General features: G+C 73.4%; 17 protein-coding genes. 9 read left to right on the forward strand and 8 right to left on the reverse strand.

The window, feature by feature from the left end; all coding sequences use genetic code 11:
* Positions 1-32: 32 nt before the first annotated feature.
* From dnaG to dusB, 3 genes are read right to left on the reverse strand one after another with little or no spacing between them, the layout of a single operon-like run.
* Positions 33-2,000, reverse strand: coding sequence for a DNA primase (gene dnaG, locus OM98_RS11220; protein ID WP_010534721.1), 1,968 nt, complete (start codon positions 1,998-2,000; stop codon positions 33-35).
* Positions 2,001-2,004: 4 nt separating this feature from the next.
* A complete protein-coding gene (locus tag OM98_RS11225; RefSeq protein ID WP_010534722.1) occupies positions 2,005-3,333 on the reverse strand; it encodes a deoxyguanosinetriphosphate triphosphohydrolase in 1,329 nt (442 codons plus the stop codon).
* Positions 3,334-3,337: 4 nt separating this feature from the next.
* Positions 3,338-4,552, reverse strand: a complete 1,215-nt coding sequence (gene dusB / locus OM98_RS11230) for a tRNA dihydrouridine synthase DusB (RefSeq protein ID WP_010534723.1) — start codon at positions 4,550-4,552, stop codon at positions 3,338-3,340.
* A 102-nt stretch (positions 4,553-4,654) separates the two neighbouring features.
* Here dusB and OM98_RS15920 point away from each other — a divergent pair, with 102 nt between their 5' ends.
* Positions 4,655-4,984 carry a hypothetical protein gene (locus OM98_RS15920; RefSeq protein ID WP_010534724.1) on the forward strand — a complete coding sequence of 110 codons (330 nt, stop codon included), beginning with the start codon at positions 4,655-4,657 and terminating at the stop codon, positions 4,982-4,984.
* Entirely contained in the window at positions 4,981-6,054 is a 1,074-nt protein-coding gene (locus OM98_RS11240) for an LLM class flavin-dependent oxidoreductase (protein ID WP_010534725.1), read from the forward strand. The genes OM98_RS15920 and OM98_RS11240 overlap by 4 nt, the downstream gene beginning before the upstream one ends.
* Positions 6,055-6,207: 153 nt before the next feature.
* On the opposite strand, the gene OM98_RS11245 is transcribed toward OM98_RS11240, so the two are convergent.
* Entirely contained in the window at positions 6,208-7,599 is a 1,392-nt protein-coding gene (locus tag OM98_RS11245; RefSeq protein WP_010534726.1) for a glycine--tRNA ligase, read from the reverse strand.
* Between the two features lie 171 nt (positions 7,600-7,770).
* Between OM98_RS11245 and OM98_RS11250 the strand changes: the two genes are divergently transcribed.
* Genes OM98_RS11250 through OM98_RS11270 form a run of 5 tightly spaced genes read left to right on the forward strand, consistent with a single transcriptional unit; the run spans position 7,771 to position 11,405 of the window.
* A complete protein-coding gene (locus OM98_RS11250) occupies positions 7,771-8,739 on the forward strand; it encodes a metal ABC transporter substrate-binding protein (protein WP_010534727.1) in 969 nt (322 codons plus the stop codon).
* 5 nt (positions 8,740-8,744) lie between these two features.
* A complete protein-coding gene (locus OM98_RS11255; protein WP_010534728.1) occupies positions 8,745-9,539 on the forward strand; it encodes a metal ABC transporter ATP-binding protein in 795 nt (264 codons plus the stop codon).
* Entirely contained in the window at positions 9,536-10,435 is a 900-nt protein-coding gene (locus OM98_RS11260; RefSeq protein ID WP_010534729.1) for a metal ABC transporter permease, read from the forward strand. The genes OM98_RS11255 and OM98_RS11260 overlap by 4 nt, the downstream gene beginning before the upstream one ends.
* Before the next feature lie 56 nt (positions 10,436-10,491).
* Positions 10,492-10,902 carry a Fur family transcriptional regulator gene (locus OM98_RS11265; protein ID WP_010534730.1) on the forward strand — a complete coding sequence of 137 codons (411 nt, stop codon included), beginning with the start codon at positions 10,492-10,494 and terminating at the stop codon, positions 10,900-10,902.
* Positions 10,902-11,405: a DedA family protein gene (locus OM98_RS11270; protein WP_245528772.1), complete on the forward strand. Its 504-nt coding sequence runs from the start codon at positions 10,902-10,904 to the stop codon at positions 11,403-11,405. The genes OM98_RS11265 and OM98_RS11270 overlap by 1 nt, the downstream gene beginning before the upstream one ends.
* Here OM98_RS11270 and OM98_RS11275 read toward each other — a convergent pair.
* Entirely contained in the window at positions 11,341-12,117 is a 777-nt protein-coding gene (locus OM98_RS11275; protein ID WP_010534732.1) for an isoprenyl transferase, read from the reverse strand. The genes OM98_RS11270 and OM98_RS11275 overlap by 65 nt on opposite strands.
* Positions 12,118-12,146: 29 nt before the next feature.
* Positions 12,147-12,878 carry a DNA repair protein RecO gene (recO, locus tag OM98_RS11280; RefSeq protein ID WP_010534733.1) on the reverse strand — a complete coding sequence of 244 codons (732 nt, stop codon included), beginning with the start codon at positions 12,876-12,878 and terminating at the stop codon, positions 12,147-12,149.
* Positions 12,879-13,054: 176 nt separating this feature from the next.
* Between recO and OM98_RS11285 the strand changes: the two genes are divergently transcribed.
* Positions 13,055-13,762 (forward strand): EcsC family protein, encoded by a 708-nt coding sequence (locus OM98_RS11285; protein ID WP_010534734.1) that lies wholly within the window; start codon positions 13,055-13,057, stop codon positions 13,760-13,762.
* A 58-nt stretch (positions 13,763-13,820) separates the two neighbouring features.
* Here the strand turns inward: OM98_RS11285 and OM98_RS11290 are convergent, their stop codons facing one another.
* Positions 13,821-14,747, reverse strand: coding sequence for a LysR family transcriptional regulator (locus OM98_RS11290; RefSeq protein WP_010534735.1), 927 nt, complete (start codon positions 14,745-14,747; stop codon positions 13,821-13,823).
* Positions 14,748-14,864: 117 nt separating this feature from the next.
* Between OM98_RS11290 and OM98_RS11295 the strand changes: the two genes are divergently transcribed.
* Complete coding sequence (locus tag OM98_RS11295) at positions 14,865-15,959, forward strand: EamA family transporter (protein ID WP_010534736.1); 1,095 nt, start codon at positions 14,865-14,867, stop codon at positions 15,957-15,959.
* On the opposite strand, the gene OM98_RS14865 is transcribed toward OM98_RS11295, so the two are convergent.
* Complete coding sequence (locus OM98_RS14865) at positions 15,871-16,605, reverse strand: SDR family NAD(P)-dependent oxidoreductase (protein ID WP_083837770.1); 735 nt, start codon at positions 16,603-16,605, stop codon at positions 15,871-15,873. The genes OM98_RS11295 and OM98_RS14865 overlap by 89 nt on opposite strands.
* Positions 16,606-16,608 lie beyond the last annotated feature (3 nt).

Genomic DNA, 16,608 nt, shown 5'->3' on the forward strand with positions numbered 1-16,608 from the left:
GGTCGGTCACCGAGAGCGCGCAGGACGCGGTCTCAATCGCCCGGCGCGCGCAGCGCGCGACGCTTCTCCTGCACCTGGGCGAGGCGGCCCAGGATTTCCTGGTAGCGCTCCGGATCGGAGGGGTCGGTGCGCTGCAGACGCTGCTTGAGCACCGAGTACTCCCGGGTGATGGACAGCTCGGAGAGCCGGTTCAGCAGCGAGGAGGCGAGCCGCGCCAGGCCCTCCTCGTCCCGGGCCGGGAGGTCCAGGTTGGCGATCTCCACCACCAGCGGCCGCACCGTCTCCCCCGCCACCTCGAGCACCTGCTCCAGGTAGCGGGCCGGGCGCAGCTCGCCGGCCACGGCGTCCAGCAGGGTGCCGGCCGCGAGCATCACGTCCCACACCCCCTGCAGGGCGGGCACGTGGAAGGCGTCGTCGGGCAGGGCACCGACCTTGTCCGCGTCCAGCAGGGCGGGGGCCTGCAGCATCACGGCGAGGGACTGCATCTCCACCTGGCCCACCGGGTCGCGGGGGCTGACCACATCGGCCAGCCGCGCCATCGGCAGCACCTCGGGGGCCTCGCCCCGGCCGGGCTCGGCGGGGTCGCGGCGGTGGCTGGGCTCCTCGGCGTGGCGGCCGGAGCGGCCCTCGCTGCGGGCGGCGTCGTGCACGGCCCGCAGCACGGTGCGCTCGTCCATGCCCAGCCAGCCGGCCAGGCGCCGCGCGTACTCGGGGCGCATCGCCCGGTCGCGGATCCGCGCCACCACCGGCGCCGCCATCCGCAGCGCAGTCACCTGACCCTCCACGGTGTCGAGATCCACCTGAGAGATGGCGGTGCGGATCGCGAACTCGAACAGCGGACGACGGGTCTCCACCAGGTCCACCACGGCCTGATCGCCCTGGGCGATCCGCAGGTCGCAGGGGTCCATGCCGCTGGGCTCGACCGCCACGTAGGTCTGGGCGACGAAGCGCTGGTCCTCCTCGAAGGCGCGCAGGGCGGCCTTCTGCCCGGCGGCGTCGCCGTCGAAGGTGAACACGACCTCCCCGCCCATGCCGCGTCCGTCGGCGTTCAGCCGCAGCCCCGAATTCGGGTTGGAGTCACCCATCACCCGGCGCACGATCTTCACGTGGTCCGCGCCGAAAGCGGTGCCGCAGGAGGCCACGGCGGTGCCCACCCCGGCCAGGTGCGCGGCCATCACGTCGGTGTAGCCCTCGACGACGACCACCCGGTGCTCGCTGGCGATCTGCTTGCGCGCCAGGTCCAGGCCGTAGAGCACGGAGGACTTGTGGTAGATGGCGGTCTCGGGGGTGTTGAGGTACTTGGGGCCCTGGTCGTCCTCGAACAGGCGCCGGGCTCCGAAGCCGATGGTGTTGCCGGTGATGTCGCGGATCGGCCAGATCAGGCGGCCGCGGAAGCGGTCGTACACTCCGCGCTGCCCCTGCGAGACCATGCCGGAGGCCACCAGCTCCTGCTCGGTGAAGCCGCGGTCGCGCAGCACTTTGGTGATCGCGTCCCAGCCCTGCGGGGCGAAGCCGACGCCGAAGCGCTCGGCGGCCTCGCGGTCGAAACCGCGCTCGGTGAGGAAGCGACGGCCGATCTCCGCGGCGGGCGTGCCGAGCTGCTCGCGGTAGAACTCCTCGGCGATGGCGTGGGCGTCCAGCAGCCGACGCCGGGTGCCGAAGTCGGGGCGGTCGCCCTGGCCGCCGCCGGACTCCTCGTAGTGCAGCTGCACGCCGTAGCGGCCGGCGAGCATCTCGACGGCCTCGACGAAGCTGAGGTGGTCGATCTTCTGCACGAAGGCGATCACGTCGCCGCCCTCGCCGCAGCCGAAGCAGTGCCACTGCCCCAGCTGGGGGCGGATGTTGAAGGAGGGGGTCTTCTCGTCGTGGAAGGGGCACAGGCCCTTCATCGAGCCGATGCCCGCGGTGCGCAGGGTGACGTGCTCGCCCACCACCTCGTCCAGACGGGCCTTCTCGCGCACCAGCTCCACGTCGGCGCGGCGGATCAGTCCCTGGGCCATCGGCTCACAGCTCCGATCCCAGGCCGGGCAGCGGGGTGTCCGCGGCGGTGACGTGGGTGGCCGCGCGGTCGAACAGCGCCTCGTGCAGGCGCCGGGCGGTGACGTCGGTGTAGGAGGCGATCTGGTCGACGATCACCCGACGGCGGGCGTCGTCGTCCGCCGCGGCGTCCCACAGCTCGGCGAACAGCGGGCTGAGGTGCGTGGTGCCGGTGTTCCACAGCTGCGCGTACAGGCCGCGGATGATCTCCTCCTGCTGCTCGTAGACGGGCTGCTGGCCGGCGGAGCTCATCACGTAGGCGGCGGCGAGGCCCTTCAGCACGGCGATCTCCAGCCGGGTCTGCTCGGGCAGCACCGCCTCGCCGCGGTAGCGGGAGAGCGGGCCGCCGCCGTGGGCTTCGCGGGTGGCGGTGACCACGGCGCGGGTGAAGCGGCCGATGAGCTGGCTGGTCATGTCCTTGAGGGCGGCGGCGGAGCGCATGTCGCCGCGGAACTCGGGCAGCCAGGACGGCTCGGCCTCCAGTCGGGACAGCGCCAGGTCGAGGGCGTCGATGCTCTCCCCGGGCATGTACCAGTCCTGCACGACGTACAGGGCGGCGGCGCGCTCCATCGGGTCGCCGAGGCGGCGCAGGTCCAGGGTGCCGCCGGTGACGGCGTCCTCCACGTCGTGCACGGAGTAGGCGATGTCGTCGGCGAGGTCCATCACCTGCGCCTCGAAGCACTTGCGGCCGGGGACGGCGCCCTCGCGGGCCCAGCGGTACACGTCGGCGTCGTCGGCGTAGGCGCCGAACTTCGGGGAGGCAGGGTCGGGGCCCTCCCCGCGCATCCACGGGTACTTGATGGCGGCGTCGACGCCGGCGCGGGTGAGGTTCAGCCCATAGGGCCGGCCCTCCCCCAGCAGCTTCGGCTCCAGGCGGGTGAGCAGGCGCAGGGTCTGGGCGTTGCCCTCGAAGCCGCCGAAGTCGCCGGCCAGGGCGTCGAGCACCTTCTCGCCGTTGTGGCCGAAGGGCGGGTGGCCGAGGTCGTGGGAGAGGCAGGCGGCGTCGACCACGTCGGGGTCGCAGCCCAGCTCCGCGCCGATGTCGCGGCCCACCTGCGCCACCTCGAGGGAGTGGGTGAGGCGGGTGCGCACGAAGTCGTCGGAGCCGGCGCCGAGCACCTGGGTCTTCGCGCCCAGGCGGCGCAGTGCCGAGGAGTGCAGCACCCGCGCGCGATCGCGCTGGAAGGGGGTTCGCGACTGGGATTTGGGCGGCTCGGGGCCGAAGCGGTCGAGGTCGGCGAGGGTGTACCCGGCGGGTTGGGCCGCGGCCAGGTCGTCGGTGGCGTCGAGGGTCATCTGCTCAGCCGCCCGAGGTGTCCAGCTCGGCCTCGTGCAGGCGCGCACGGTGCTCCTCGCTCAGCTCCCGGGAATCCATCCAGCCCTCGGGGCAGACGGCGCGCTTGGGGGTGCCGGCGCGGCCGCGCGGGCCCTCGACGGCGGCGCCCGGGTAGGGCGAGTCCCCGTCCAGCTCGGCGAGCTTCGCGTCGAGGTCGGCGAGGGATTCCATGGTCGCCAGGCGGTGGCGCATCTCCCCGCCGACGGGGTAGCCCTTGAAATACCAGGCGACGTGCTTGCGCAGGTCGCGGAGGCCGCGGCCCTCGTCCTCGAAGAACTCGACCAGCAATTCGGCGTGACGGCGCACGGTGGCGGCGACGTCCCCGAGGGTGGGGCGCACCCGGTCGTCCAGGCCCGCGAAGCCCGCGGCGAGGTCGGCGAACAGCCAGGGGCGGCCCTGGCAGCCGCGGCCCACCACGACGCCGTCGCAGCCGGTCTGCTCCATCATCTCGATGGCGTCCTCGGCGGACCAGATGTCGCCGTTGCCCAGCACGGGGATGTCGGTGACCAGGTCCTTCAGCTCGGCGATGGCGTCCCAGCGGGCGGTGCCGGAGTAGTGCTGGACCACGGTGCGGCCGTGCAGGGCGATCGCGGCGGCCCCGACCTCCTGGGCGATCAGCCCGGCGTCGCGGAAGGTGACGTGCTCGTCGTCGATGCCGATGCGGGTCTTCACGGTGACGGGCACGTCGCCGGCGGCCTCCACGGCGCCGCGGACGATGCGGGTGAACAGCTCCTGCTTCCAGGGCAGTACCCCGCCTCCGCCGCGACGGGTGACCTTGGGGACGGGGCAGCCGAAGTTCAGGTCGATGTGGTCGGCCTTGTCCCGCTCGACCAGCATCTCCACGGCGCGGCGCACGGTGGCGGGGTCCACCCCGTACAGCTGCACCGAGCGGGGGGTCTCCCGCTCCCCCATCGTCACCAGGCGCCAGGACTCGCGATGGTCCTCCACCAGCGCCCGCGAGGTCACCATCTCGGAGACGTACAGGCCGCCGTCGTCGGCGGAGTGGCGCGCACCGAACTCGCGGCACAGCAGCCGGAAGGCCATGTTGGTGATCCCGGCCATCGGCGCCAGCACGACGGGGGTGTCGATGGTGTGGGGACCGATGGTGAGGGTGCGACGCGCCGGACGCGCGGCGGCGTCGGAGTCGGTGGCGGGCGGGGTCGGGTCCAGGAGCGTCATCGTCCCGCGATTCTCCCACCTCGGCGCACCGGCCGGGAGGCTCGCCGGGCGTGATGTGCATCGGGCCGGACCTCAGCCAGGCCATGCTCCTAGGATTGGCCCATGCCGCAGGTCGTCGCCTCCGTCGAGGTCCCCGTCCCTCCCGCGGTGGCCTATGCGGTCTCGCAGACCCACGGGGAGGTGCGAAGGCGCTGGGACGTGTTCATCCGGGCCCAGCGCTTCCCGGATGGCGCCGAGCAGCCCGCCCGCGGCTGCGAGGATCCGGTGGTGCTCGCCGCCGCCGCGGCCGACCGGCGCGCCCGAGGCGAGGAGGCGCGCCCCGGCCGAGCTCCCCTTCCCCGCCGCGACCCGGGGACACTCGTCCCGCCTGCCTCCTCGATCCGCCCGGAGACTGGGACAGGCACCACCCCACTCCCAGGAGATCCGCCATGAGCGACACCCCCGCCTCCGCCCCCGGTCTCGGCATCGGCATGATCGCGCAAATCGAGCACGGCCGGGTGCGCGCCGAGGGCGACTCCCGCCGCAGCGACGCCCTCGCCGAGGGGATCGAGCTGTTCACCGCCGCCGAGGCGCTCGGCTACGACGTGGGCTACGTGCGCACCCGCCACCTGCAGGACACCCTCGCCTCCCCGCTGCTGTTCCTCGCGGCGCTCGGCCAGCGGGTGACACGGATGCAGCTCGGCACCGCCGTGATCCCGCTGCGCTTCGAGAACCCGGCGCGGCTGGCCGAGGACCTCGCCACCTGCGACCTGCTGCTGGGCGGACGCCTCCGCGCGGGCCTCAGCTCCGGATACTCCTCGCGCGACACGATGTACGCCGGGGCCTACGGGACGGTGCGCGGAGGCGTGGGCGACCACGTGGACCGCGTGCTCTCCCGGCTGCTGTCGTTGGTCGACGGCGAGGTCGTCTCCCACGCGGACGCCCACATCGAGGGGGTCGACGCCGGCACTCCGCTGCAGATCCGACCCCAGGTGCCCGGACTCCGCTCCCGCCTGTCCTACGGGGCGGCGTCCCCGCAACGCGCCGCCTCGATCGGCTCCCGCGGCATGGGCCTGCAGCTGGCGACGATGGCGCTGGACGACGGCTCCGGCCGCTCCTTCGAGACCCTCCAACTCGACGCTCTGCACGCCTACCGCGAGGCCTCCCGCGCCGCCGGGCACGGCGAGGGCACCGTGATGGTCTCCCGGCAGATGCTGCCGGTCGCGACCGAGGAGGAGATCGAGCGCTACGTGTCGCTGATCCCGCGCGAGCGCTCGGCCACCCCCGGCACCACCGGCGAGTACCGCGGCCGGGAGATCGGCGGGCAGGGCGCCGTCTACGGCCCGGTGATCATCGACGACCCGAGCGTGGTCGCCCAGTACCTGATGGCCGACGCCGTGGTGCGCGAGGCCGATGAGCTGACCCTGGTGCTGCCCTTCGGCGCCTCCCTGGACGAGCAGCGGGGCGTGCTGACCACTTTCGCCGAGCAGGTCGTGCCCCACCTGGTGGCAGGCGGCCTCTGAGCCACGGGCCGATCACCCCGCAGCGACCTCTGGTCACCGGGCCCGTACACAGACCTGGCCGTGGTGGTAGGCAGCCTGCACATGTGCAGGTCGGCTACCACCACGGCCAGGTTTGTGCACGCCGGCCGGGGTGACCCGGGGGCGCGGGGAGACTCAGGCGCCGAGCAGGCGCGCGGCGAGATAGGACTCGACCTGGTCCAGGGCCACCCGCTCCTGCGCCATGGTGTCGCGCTCGCGGATGGTGACGGCCTGGTCGGTGGCGGTCTCGAAGTCCACCGTGATGCAGAACGGGGTCCCGATCTCGTCCTGGCGGCGGTAGCGGCGACCGATGGCCTGGGAGACGTCCATCTCCACGTTCCAGTGTTTGCGCAGCCGGTCGGCGAGCTCGCTGGCGCGGGGCACCAGGTCCTCGCTCTTGGACAGCGGCAGCACCGCGGCCTTCACCGGCGCCAGGCGCGGATCGAGCTTCAGCACGGTCCGGACGTCCACGCCGCCCTTGGTGTTGGGGGCCTCGTCCTCGCTGTAGGCATCGATGAGGAAGGCCATCATCGAGCGGGTCAGGCCGAAGCTGGGCTCGATCACGTAGGGGGTGTAGCGCTCGTTCGCGGCCTGGTCGAAGTACTGCATCTTCGTGCCGGAGGCCTCGGTGTGCGCGCCGAGGTCGAAGTCGGTGCGGTTCGCGACGCCCATCAGCTCGCCCCACTCGGAGCCCTGGAAGCCGAAGCGGTACTCGAGGTCGATGGTGCCGTCGGAGTAGTGGGCGCGCTCCTCCTCCGGCACGTCGAAGCGGCGCATGTTGTCCGGGTCGATGCCGAGGTCCACGAACCAGTTCCAGCAGTCCTCCACCCAGCGGTCGAACCACTCCTGGGCGTCCGCCGGCGGGGTGAAGAACTCGATCTCCATCTGCTCGAACTCGCGGGTGCGGAAGATGAAGTTGCCGGGGGTGATCTCGTTGCGGAACGCCTTGCCGACCTGGCCGATGCCGAAGGGCGGCTTCTGGCGGGCGGCGGTGACGACGTTCAGGAAGTTGGTGAAGATGCCCTGGGCGGTCTCGGGGCGCAGGTAGTGCAGGCCCGACTCATTGTCCACGGCGCCGAGGTAGGTCTTCATCAGGCCGGAGAACTGCTGGGGCTCGGTGTACTCGCCGCGGGTGCCGCAGCTCGGGCAGGGCACCTCGGCCAGGCCGCCCTCGGGGGCGCGGCCCTTGCGCTCGGTGAACTCCTCGATGAGGTGGTCCTCGCGGAAGCGGGCATGGCAGTTCCTGCACTCCACCAGCGGGTCGGTGAAGGTCGCGACGTGCCCGGAGGCCTCCCACACCTTGGTGGGCAGGATGACGGAGGAGTCCAGGCCCACCATGTCGGCGCGGCCCTGCACGAAGGTGCGCCACCACTGCTTCTTGATGTTCTCCTTCAGCTCCACGCCGAGGGGACCGTAGTCCCAGGCCGAACGGGTTCCGCCGTAGATCTCACCCGCGGGGAACACGAAGCCGCGCTTCTTGGCGAGGGCGATGACGGTGTCCAGCGTGCTGGCGGGGGCCTTGGCCACGGGGATGCTCCTGGTGACGGGGTCGGTCGAACCCGGCCAGCATATCCAGCGGCCCGGCCTCCCGAGCGGGAGCACGCCCGGGACGCCCCGGGCTGTGAGCGTGCGCACCGTCGGGCCGCCACACGGGGCCGGAATTTGCTCCCGACCCACCCGCTGGTGAGAATGATTGTCATGTCCTCCGATCGTGCATCCCTCGCCACCCCGTCCCGCCGCACCCTGTTCTCCCTCGCCGGGGTCGGTCTCAGCGCCGGTCTCCTGGCCGCCTGCGGCGACAGCGGCACCGCGGGCGAGGCCGACACCCCGGTCGTGGTCACCGGCTGCTACCCGATGGAGTACCTGGTGGCGCAGGTCGCCGGGGACGCCGTCTCCATCACCCAGCTCGCCAAGCCCGGGGCGGACGCCCACGGCGTGGAGCTCTCCGTGCAGCAGACCCTGGAGATCCAGGGGGCCGCCCTCGTCGTCCAGATCCCCGGCCTGCAGACCGCGCTGGACGACGCGATCGCCTCCGAGGACGGCGACAACGTGCTGGACGTGTCCACCGTCGTGACCCAGCTCGGCTCCGACGGCGAGGACGCCCATTCCCACGCCGAGGAGGAGGGCGAGGAGGAGCACGACCACGAGGCCGGCGCCGACGACCCGCACCTCTGGCACGACCCCGTGCGGATGGCCGACATCGGCGACGCCATCGCCGAACGGCTGGGCGAGGTGCTTCCGGACAGTGCCGGGACCTTCACCGAGAACGCCGCCACGCTGCGCACGACCCTGGAGGAGCTCGACGCGGAGCTCGCCGAGGATTTCGGGGCCGTCGACGGCAGCCGCACCTTCATCACCAGCCACACCGCCTTCGGCTACCTCGCCGAGCGCTACGACCTCCGCCAGGTCGGCATCACCGGCGTGGACCCGGAGACGGAGCCCTCCCCCAGCCGCCTGCTCGAGCTGGAGCAGGTCGTCGAGGACGAGGGCGTGAGCACCATCTTCTTCGAGACCACCGCGAGCCCCGAGGTCGCGCAGACCCTCGCCGACAACGTCGGCGTCGAGGCCGCGGAGCTGGACAACCTCGAGACCCAGCTCCGCGAGGACGCCGACTATCCTCAGGTGATGCGCGAGAACGCCGCCGCCCTGCTCGAGAGCTGGGCCTGACCCGCATGCGCCCAGACACCCCGCACTCCCCCGCGCCCGCGCAGCCCGGCGAGCCGCTGATCGAGACCCGGGACCTCTCCGTCACCCTCGGGGCCACCCCGGTGCTGCACGGTGTGGACCTGCGCATCGAAGCCGGGGAGATGGTCGCCCTGCTCGGCGCCAACGGCTCCGGCAAGTCCACCCTGCTGCGGGCCGTCCTCGGCGTCGAGCCGCCCACCGCCGGCAGCGCCCGCCTGTTCGGGGAGCCGGCACGCCGCGGCAGCGCCCACGACCGCCTGGGCTACGTCCCCCAGGACACCCCGGGCGCCGGCTCCATCCCCGCCACCGCCCGCGAGACCGTCACCAGCGGGCTGCTGTGCTCCCACTCCTGGTTCCCGCGCCGCCGTGACCCGCGGGTGATGGAGGCACTGGAGGCGGTGGGCCTCGCCGACCTCGCCGACCGGCCGGTGCCGCGCATGTCCGGCGGCCAGCGCCGCCGGGTGATGATCGCCCGCGCCCTGGTGCGGCGCCCCGAGCTGCTGGTGCTCGACGAGCCCTTCGCCGGCATCGACCTGGCCACCCAGGACCAGGTGGCGGCCCTGTTCCGCGAGCTGGCCGCCGAGGGCACCACCATGCTGGTGGTGCTGCACGAGACCGGCGCCTTGGCCGGAAATCTCACCCGCGCCGTCGTCCTGGACCACGGCCGCGTGGTCCACGACGGCCCGCCCGAGCTGCGCCCGGCCCTCGACCCGGGCCACGACCATGCCCTGCCCGCCGGGCACCTCGACGAATGCCTCGGACAGGAGATCCACCCGGCATGACGCCCCTCGACCTGCTGACCTCCGACGTCCTGCGCTACCCGCTGATGATCGCGGTGCTGATCGGCCTGACCGCGCCCGTCGTCGGCACCTACCTGGTGCAGAAGAAGCTGTCCCTGCTGGGCGACGGCCTCGGCCACGTGGCCCTCACCGGTGTCGCCGTCGGCTGGCTGGTGGGCGCCTGGATGGCCGCCACCCCGGCGGACCTGCTGGCGATCCCCGGCGCCCTGGTGGCCTCCGTGATCGGCGCCCTGGCCATCGAATGGGTGCGGGAGTTCGGCCATACCAGCCGCGACGTGGCACTCGCGATCCTGTTCTACGGCGGCATCGCCGGCGGTGTGGTGATCATCCAGCTCGCCGGCGGCACCTCCCAGAACCTGATGGGCTACCTCTTCGGCTCCCTGTCCACCGTCACCCGCCCCGACGTGGTCATCGCGGTGGTGCTCGCCGTGGTGGTGCTCGGCATCGGACTGGGCCTGTCCGGCCTGCTGGCCGCCGTCACCGGCGACGAGGACTACGCCCGCGCCGCCGGCCTGCCGGTGCGCACCGTGAACGTGCTGATCGCGATCATGGCCGCGCTGACCGTGACCCTGTCGATGCGGATCGTCGGCGCACTGATGGTGTCCGCCCTGATGATCGTGCCGGTCGCCGCCGCGCAGACCGTCGTGGTGGGCTTCGCCCGCACCATGCGCACGGCGATGGCCATCGCCGTGGTCTGCGCCCTCGGCGGGCTGCTGATCACCGTCTACGTCGACCTGCCTCCGGGCGGCGTGATCGTGCTGCTGACCATCGGCGTCTACGTGCTCGGACTGGTCACCAAGGCCGTGACGGGGCGTGTGCGCAGGAAGGACCCGGCTGCTACCGCCGCTGCCGCCGCCCCGGAGCACGTCGGCGCCTGAGTCCGCCGGGTCACACCGACCGCCGACGGCCCCGCGCGATGAGGGAGAATCGACAGATGCAACGCACCACCCGCCAGCGCACCGCCCTGCTGGACGCGCTGGAGCGGCAGGACGACTTCCGCAGCGCCCAGCAGATCCACGAGCAGCTCCGCGCCGACGGGGAGACCGTGGGCCTCGCGACCGTGTACCGCAACCTGCAGTCCCTCGCCCAGTCGGGCGGGGTGGACGTGCTGGTGGCCGACGACGGCGAGTCCCTGTACCGCCAGTGCGCCGATTCCGGGCACCACCACCACCTGGTGTGCCGCGAGTGCGGCCGCACCGTCGAGTTCCTGGCCCCCGAGCTGGAGGCCGCGATGACGGCGATCGCCGCCGATCACGGCTTCACCGACCTGGACCACACCCTCGAGGTGTTCGGCCTGTGCCCCGAGCACGGCGGCGCGAGCCCGGAGGCGGGCCGCTCGCGATGATGGACTGGGTGCAGTCGCTCCCCCTGCTGGCGGCGGCGGGCTTCCTGTACCTGGTGATCCTGCTGCGCGCCGGCGGCACCTACGCCCTGGGGCGCGGCGCCCGCAAGGCGGCCGACCGCGGCCGCGTGGCCGCGCTGCTGGAACGTCCCCGGGTGCGCGGGGCCACGGACCTTGTGAACCGCTGGGGCGCCCCCGTGGTGGCGCTGAGCTTCCTCACCGTCGGCTTCCAGACCGCCGCGAACGCCGCCGCGGGCCTGACCGGGATGCCGCTGCGCCGCTACCTGCCGGCCCTCGCCATCGGCGGCCTGGCCTGGGCGATCATCTACGCGACGGTGGGCCTGGTGGTGGTGCTGGGTTGGCTGGAGCTGTTCTGGCGCTCCCCCTGGGCGGCCGTCGCCGTGCTCGCCCTGGTGGCCGTGATCGTGGCGCTGCTGGTGCTCAGGCGGAGGTGGGGGCGTCGATCGCCCCGCCGTAGCGACGATCCCGTCGCGCGTACTCGGTGATCGCCCGCCACAGCACCACCCGGTCCACGTCGGGCCACAGCTCCGGGACGAACACCAGCTCCGCGTAGGCCGACTGCCACAGCAGGAAGTTGGAGGTGCGCTGCTCGCCGCTGGTGCGCAGGAACAGGTCCACATCGGGCATGTCCGGGTCGATGAGGTGCCGGGCGAGAGTCTTCTCGCTGATGCCGCGGCCGCTGATCCGTCCCCTCCGCGCCTGGTCGGCGATCTCGCGGACCGCGTCGACGATCTCGGCACGGCCGCCGTAGTTCACGCACATGTACAGGGTCATGCGGGTGTTGCCGGCGGTGAGGCGCTCGGCCTCCTGCAGCTCCTTGATCACCGAGCCCCAGAGCCGCTGCTCGCGACCGATCCACACGATGCGCACGCCCCAGGAGTTCAGGGTGTCCCGCTGGCGGCGCAGCACGTTGCGGGAGAAGCCCATCAGGAAGCGCACCTCCTCCGGGGAGCGCTTCCAGTTCTCGGTGGAGAAGGCGTAGGCGGAGAGGTGGGTGACGCCGATCTGCAGCGCCCCGGCGACGACGTCCAGCAGGGCCGCCTCCCCCGCCTCGTGCCCGGCGGTGCGCGGGAGCCCGCGCTGGTTGGCCCAGCGGCCGTTGCCGTCCATCACCACGGCCACGTGCGCGGGGATCACGGGGGCCGGCAGCTCGGGGGGCTGCGCCCCGCTGGGGTGCGCGAAGGGCTCGTCGGGCATGGGGACCTCCGGGAGGGGACGGGAGCGGCTCAGCGCTCGACGTAGCTCAGCGAGCGTACCGAGCGCTCCAGGTGCCAGGTGACGGAGTCGGCGATGATCCGTCCGGCCTCCTGCATGACGGTGGACTCGGCCTCCAGGGCGCTGTCCCAGTCCCCGGCCAGCAGGAAGATCATGTGCTCGACGGCGGCCTGGCGGATCGCGACCGCGCCGGGACGCCGGCACGAGGTGCAGACCAGGCCGCCCGCACGGATGTCCAGGGCGTGGTGGGGGCCGGGGGCGCCGCAGGTGGCACAGACCTGCAGCTCCGGGGCCCAGCCCGAGAGGGCGAGGGTGCGGATGAGGAAGGCGTCCAGCACCAGCGCGGCGGGGATGCGGCCCGCGGCGAGGGTGCGCATCGCGCCGATCAGCAGCAGGAATCCGCGCTGGGAGGGCTCGGTGGCCTCGTCGGTGAGCCGCTCGGTGGTCTCCAGCATGGCGCTGGCGGCGGTGAAGCGGTCGTAGTCGGCGCTGATGGGCGCCGCGAAGGTCTCGATGGTCACCACCTGGGTGACGGTGTGCAGGGTGCGACCGGTGTGCAGCTGCACATCGACCAGGCCGAAGGGCTCCAGGCGGGCGCCGAAGCGGCTGCCGGTGCGGCGCACGCCATTGGCGACGGCGCGGACCTTTCCGTGGCGTCGGGTGAGCAGCGTGATGATGCGATCCGCCTCACCCAGGGGGTGGGTGCGCAGCACGATCGCGTCGTCCCGGTAGAGCTTCTGCATGGTCCTCCGAGACTACGCGAGACCGCGCGCGCGGACGTCACGGGGCCCCGATCCCTCACGGGGTGTCGACCGGGAGGTCCATCACGTCCCGTTTCGCGCAATGAGCGGGCATGATGGGCGCGCACGCATTCGCCCGCGGGGGCCTTCGGCCCCCGCCCGCCACAGGAGCAGCACCGATGGGGATCTGGAACATCATCCGCCGTGACGAGGACGATCAGGGCACCACCCGCGACGCGATGCAGGCCGCCCGGAAGGGCGAGCAGGACGAGGGCGCTCTCCAGCGCCTGGTCGAGAAGATCCGCGACCTGGGTATCGACGGCACGATCGGCTACGCCTCCGCCGCCAAGGCCGCCGACCACGCCCGCCGCGGCCGGGCCAAGAAGCGCCCCGAGAAGGCCGTCAAGCGTCTGATCCGCTCGCACCGCCGCGGCGTCACCGTGGGCGGCTTCCTCACCGGCCTGGGCGGCTTCATCACCCTGCCGGTGCTGCTGCCCACCAACGTGCTCGAGTTCTACGTGCAGTCCACCCGCATGGTCGCGGGCATCGCCGCCGTGCGCGGCTACGACCTGGACGACCCGGAGATCCGCACCCGCATCATGGCCACCCTGATGGCCGAGGAGTCCGGCGAGCTGCTCTCCAGCGTGGGTCTGGGCCCGGTCGCCGGCGCCGCCTCCCGCGCGGTCGCCGGGCAGCTGCCCTCCTCGATGACCTCCGAGGTGCTCTCCGCCTTCGGCAGCCGGATCCTGCGCAAGTTCGGCCTGCGCTCGGCGCGGCTGTTCGGCAAGGCCGTCCCGGGCCTCGGCGCCGTCCTCGGCGCCTGGGCGGACCGTCGCCAGCTGAACAAGATCGCGAAGGCCGCCCGGGAGGGCTTCCCGGCGCGCTGATCCGCGACCCTCGACGCGCCCGCCCGGATCCGTCCGGGCGGGCGCGTCCGCGTTCGGCTCAGGGCTCCAGCCGTTCCATCGGCGGGAGGCCCGCGACGTCCCCGGCGGCCTCCAGCAGGGCCGCGCGGAAGGCGAGCAGGGCCGGGTGCTGGGCGGAGCCCGCGCGGGCCGCGGTGAACAGCTGCCGGGCGGGATCGCCGGGCAGGCGCAGCACGCGGGTGCCGGCCAGGTGCTCGGCGGCGATCAATCCGGGCACGAAGGCGGCGGCGTGGCCGGAGCGGACCAGGTGCACCTGCAGCAGCGGGTCCGGGGTGTCGAAGCGCACCCAGGGTTCCACGCCGTGCTCTCGCAGCAGGGTGCGCTCCCAGGCGCCGGTACGGGTGGTCTCCGGGTCCAGCGCCCAGGGCACCTGCGCGAGGTCCGCGAGGGAGCGAGGATGGGACCAGGGGGCGTGCGCGGGCAGCACCAGCAGCAGGTCGTCGGTCAGCAGCGCCTCCCGGTCGGTGCCGCGGCGCACCACCTGTGCCCCGCCGGGGTAGTCCTCCCCCAGGATCACGTCGACGTGATGGGCCAGCAGGCTCTCGTAGGCCTCGTCCACCTCCCGCTGGGAGATCTCGATCCGCAGGTCCGGGTGACGCTGCTCGAGCACGTCCACCATGCGCGGGGCCAACACGATGAGCGGCGTCTGGAAGGAGGCGATGCGCAGCACCCGCTCCGCCGGGTCCCCGGGGCCGGCCAGCTCGGCGCGGGCGGTCTCGGCCAGGGCCAGCATCTCCTCGGCCCGACGGGCCAGCCGCTCCCCCGCGTCGGTCAGCACCACCCGCCGCCCCACCTGCTGATACAGGGTGGCGCGGACCTCCCGCTGGAGCTGGCCGAGCTGCTGGGAGACCGCCGAGGTGGACAGGATCCGCGCCTCCGCGACCGCCGCCATGGTGCCGAGCCGTCGCAGGTCCACCAGCAGCTGCAGGCGGGGCAGGTTCAGCACGACGGCTCCGATCGCTCGACGGGGACGGGCCCGGCACGGACCGTCCAGCTCTGCTTGATGGTAGCGGCCATCATCGTGTGGTGGACCGGGAGGGACCCGGGGCCGCAGGCTGAGGGCATGACCGCACGTCCCGCCCTGCCCTCCGCCGACTCCACCGGTGCCGCCGCCCGCGCGGTCCCGGTCCTGTTCGTGCTGGGCTCCTGCATCTCCCTGCAGTTCGGGGCGGCCCTGGCCACGCAGCTGTTCCCGGCCCTCGGCTCCTGGGGCACCACCACCCTGCGCCTGGGCCTGGCCGCCGTGGTGCTGCTGGCCATCGTGCGGCCCCGCGTCTCCCGGCTGGACCGCACCCGGTGGCTGGCCATCCTCGCTTTCGGCGGCGCGATCGGCCTGATGAACGGCTCCTTCTACGCTGCCATCGAGCGGATCCCGCTGGGCACCGCGGTGGCGATCGAGTTCCTGGGCCCGCTGGTCGTCGCGGCCGTGCTCTCCACGCGGCGCAGCGATCTGCTGTGGGTCGTCCTCGCCCTGGCGGGCGTGGGCCTGTTCGGCGTGGAGGAGGCGCTCGGTGCGGCGGACCTGGACCGGCTCGGCGTGCTCTTCGCCCTGGTCGCCGCCGTCTTCTGGGGCCTGTACATCATCACCAGCGCCCGGGTGGGCCGCCTGGTGCCCGGGCAGGACGGGCTCGCGCTCGCGATGACGGTCGGCGCGCTGGTGGTGCTGCCGCTCGGGGCGCCCGGCGCGGTGCTCGGCATCACCGATCCGCGCCTGCTGGCCCTGGCGCTCGGCACCGCGGTGCTGGCCTCGGTGCTGCCCTACTCGCTGGAGCTCGCCGCCCTGCGCCGGGTCCCCCGCCACGTCTTCGGGATCCTGCTGAGCCTGGAGCCCGTGATCGCGCTCGCGGCCGGCGTCGCCCTGCTGGGCCAGGAGGCCACGGCGCTCCGCATCGTCGCCGCCCTGCTGGTGGTCGGGGCGAGCGTGGGCGTCACGCTCACCGCCCGCGGCGCCGCCGAGGACCCCTCGCGCCCGCAGCACCTGGAGGAGGGCGCCGGGGAGCTGCCGATCGCCACCCATGCGACCGCCACCGGCGAGATCGCGGTGCTCACCGAGGAGGAGCTGCGGCAGGTCACGGCAGCGGAGTCGGAGGAGCCGGCTCCCGGGGGCCCCGGCCATGACGCGGAGCGAGTGAGCCGGGAGCGGTCGGCGCTGCGGTGAACAGGGCGCGGTGCAGCATGCGCCGCGCTGCGGGGTCCGTGCCGGCGCCCGGGTAGCCGGCGCTCGCGGCGACCGCCATCGGCAGGGCCAGCATCACCTCCCGCGTCGTCACCCCCGGGTGGACGGCCCCGGCGGCGCTCGCCACCGGCGGGATCATCTGCAGGAAGGGGCCGAGGCGCTGCCCCGCCAGCTCGGAACGCAGGGAGCCCTCGATGCCGGTGGCGGTGGGGCCGGGCGCCACCGCGTTCACGCGGATCCCGTCGGCGCGGTAGAAGAAGGCGGCGTGCTCGGTCAGGCCCACCACGCCGTGCTCGGAGACGGTGTAGGCGGCGCCGGCGGCGTTGCCGCGCAGCGCGGCCTCGGAGGCGACGTTGACGACCGCCCCGCCGCCGGTCTCCCGCATCCGGCCGATCACGGCGCGGCTGAGGCGGAAGACGGCCCCGAGGTTCACCCCGAGCACCCGCTCCCAGAGCGCGTCATCGGTCTCGTGCAGCGGCACCATGCCGTCCATGATCCCGGCGATGTTGGCGAGGCCGTCGATGCGGTCCCCCGCGGCCTCGAGCACGGAGGCGAGACCCTCCTCGGCGGTGAGGTCCGCGGCCCCGGAGCAGCGTCTGCTCCGGGGCCGCGGGGGCGGTCTCGTCAGGCG

It is taken from the genome of Brachybacterium squillarum M-6-3, from assembly GCF_000225825.1.
Classification (GTDB): domain Bacteria; phylum Actinomycetota; class Actinomycetes; order Actinomycetales; family Dermabacteraceae; genus Brachybacterium; species Brachybacterium squillarum.

Coding starts and splice junctions, on each gene's coding strand:
- dnaG (WP_010534721.1), bottom strand. CDS start 2,000: ATGGCCCAGGGACTGATCCGCCGCGCCGACGTGGAGCTGGTGCGCGAG.
- OM98_RS11225 (WP_010534722.1), bottom strand. CDS start 3,333: ATGACCCTCGACGCCACCGACGACCTGGCCGCGGCCCAACCCGCCGGG.
- dusB (WP_010534723.1), bottom strand. CDS start 4,552: ATGACGCTCCTGGACCCGACCCCGCCCGCCACCGACTCCGACGCCGCC.
- OM98_RS15920 (WP_010534724.1), top strand. CDS start 4,655: ATGCCGCAGGTCGTCGCCTCCGTCGAGGTCCCCGTCCCTCCCGCGGTG.
- OM98_RS11240 (WP_010534725.1), top strand. CDS start 4,981: ATGAGCGACACCCCCGCCTCCGCCCCCGGTCTCGGCATCGGCATGATC.
- OM98_RS11250 (WP_010534727.1), top strand. CDS start 7,771: ATGTCCTCCGATCGTGCATCCCTCGCCACCCCGTCCCGCCGCACCCTG.
- OM98_RS11255 (WP_010534728.1), top strand. CDS start 8,745: ATGCGCCCAGACACCCCGCACTCCCCCGCGCCCGCGCAGCCCGGCGAG.
- OM98_RS11260 (WP_010534729.1), top strand. CDS start 9,536: ATGACGCCCCTCGACCTGCTGACCTCCGACGTCCTGCGCTACCCGCTG.
- OM98_RS11265 (WP_010534730.1), top strand. CDS start 10,492: ATGCAACGCACCACCCGCCAGCGCACCGCCCTGCTGGACGCGCTGGAG.
- OM98_RS11270 (WP_245528772.1), top strand. CDS start 10,902: ATGGACTGGGTGCAGTCGCTCCCCCTGCTGGCGGCGGCGGGCTTCCTG.
- OM98_RS11275 (WP_010534732.1), bottom strand. CDS start 12,117: ATGCCCGACGAGCCCTTCGCGCACCCCAGCGGGGCGCAGCCCCCCGAG.
- recO (WP_010534733.1), bottom strand. CDS start 12,878: ATGCAGAAGCTCTACCGGGACGACGCGATCGTGCTGCGCACCCACCCC.
- OM98_RS11285 (WP_010534734.1), top strand. CDS start 13,055: ATGGGGATCTGGAACATCATCCGCCGTGACGAGGACGATCAGGGCACC.
- OM98_RS11295 (WP_010534736.1), top strand. CDS start 14,865: ATGACCGCACGTCCCGCCCTGCCCTCCGCCGACTCCACCGGTGCCGCC.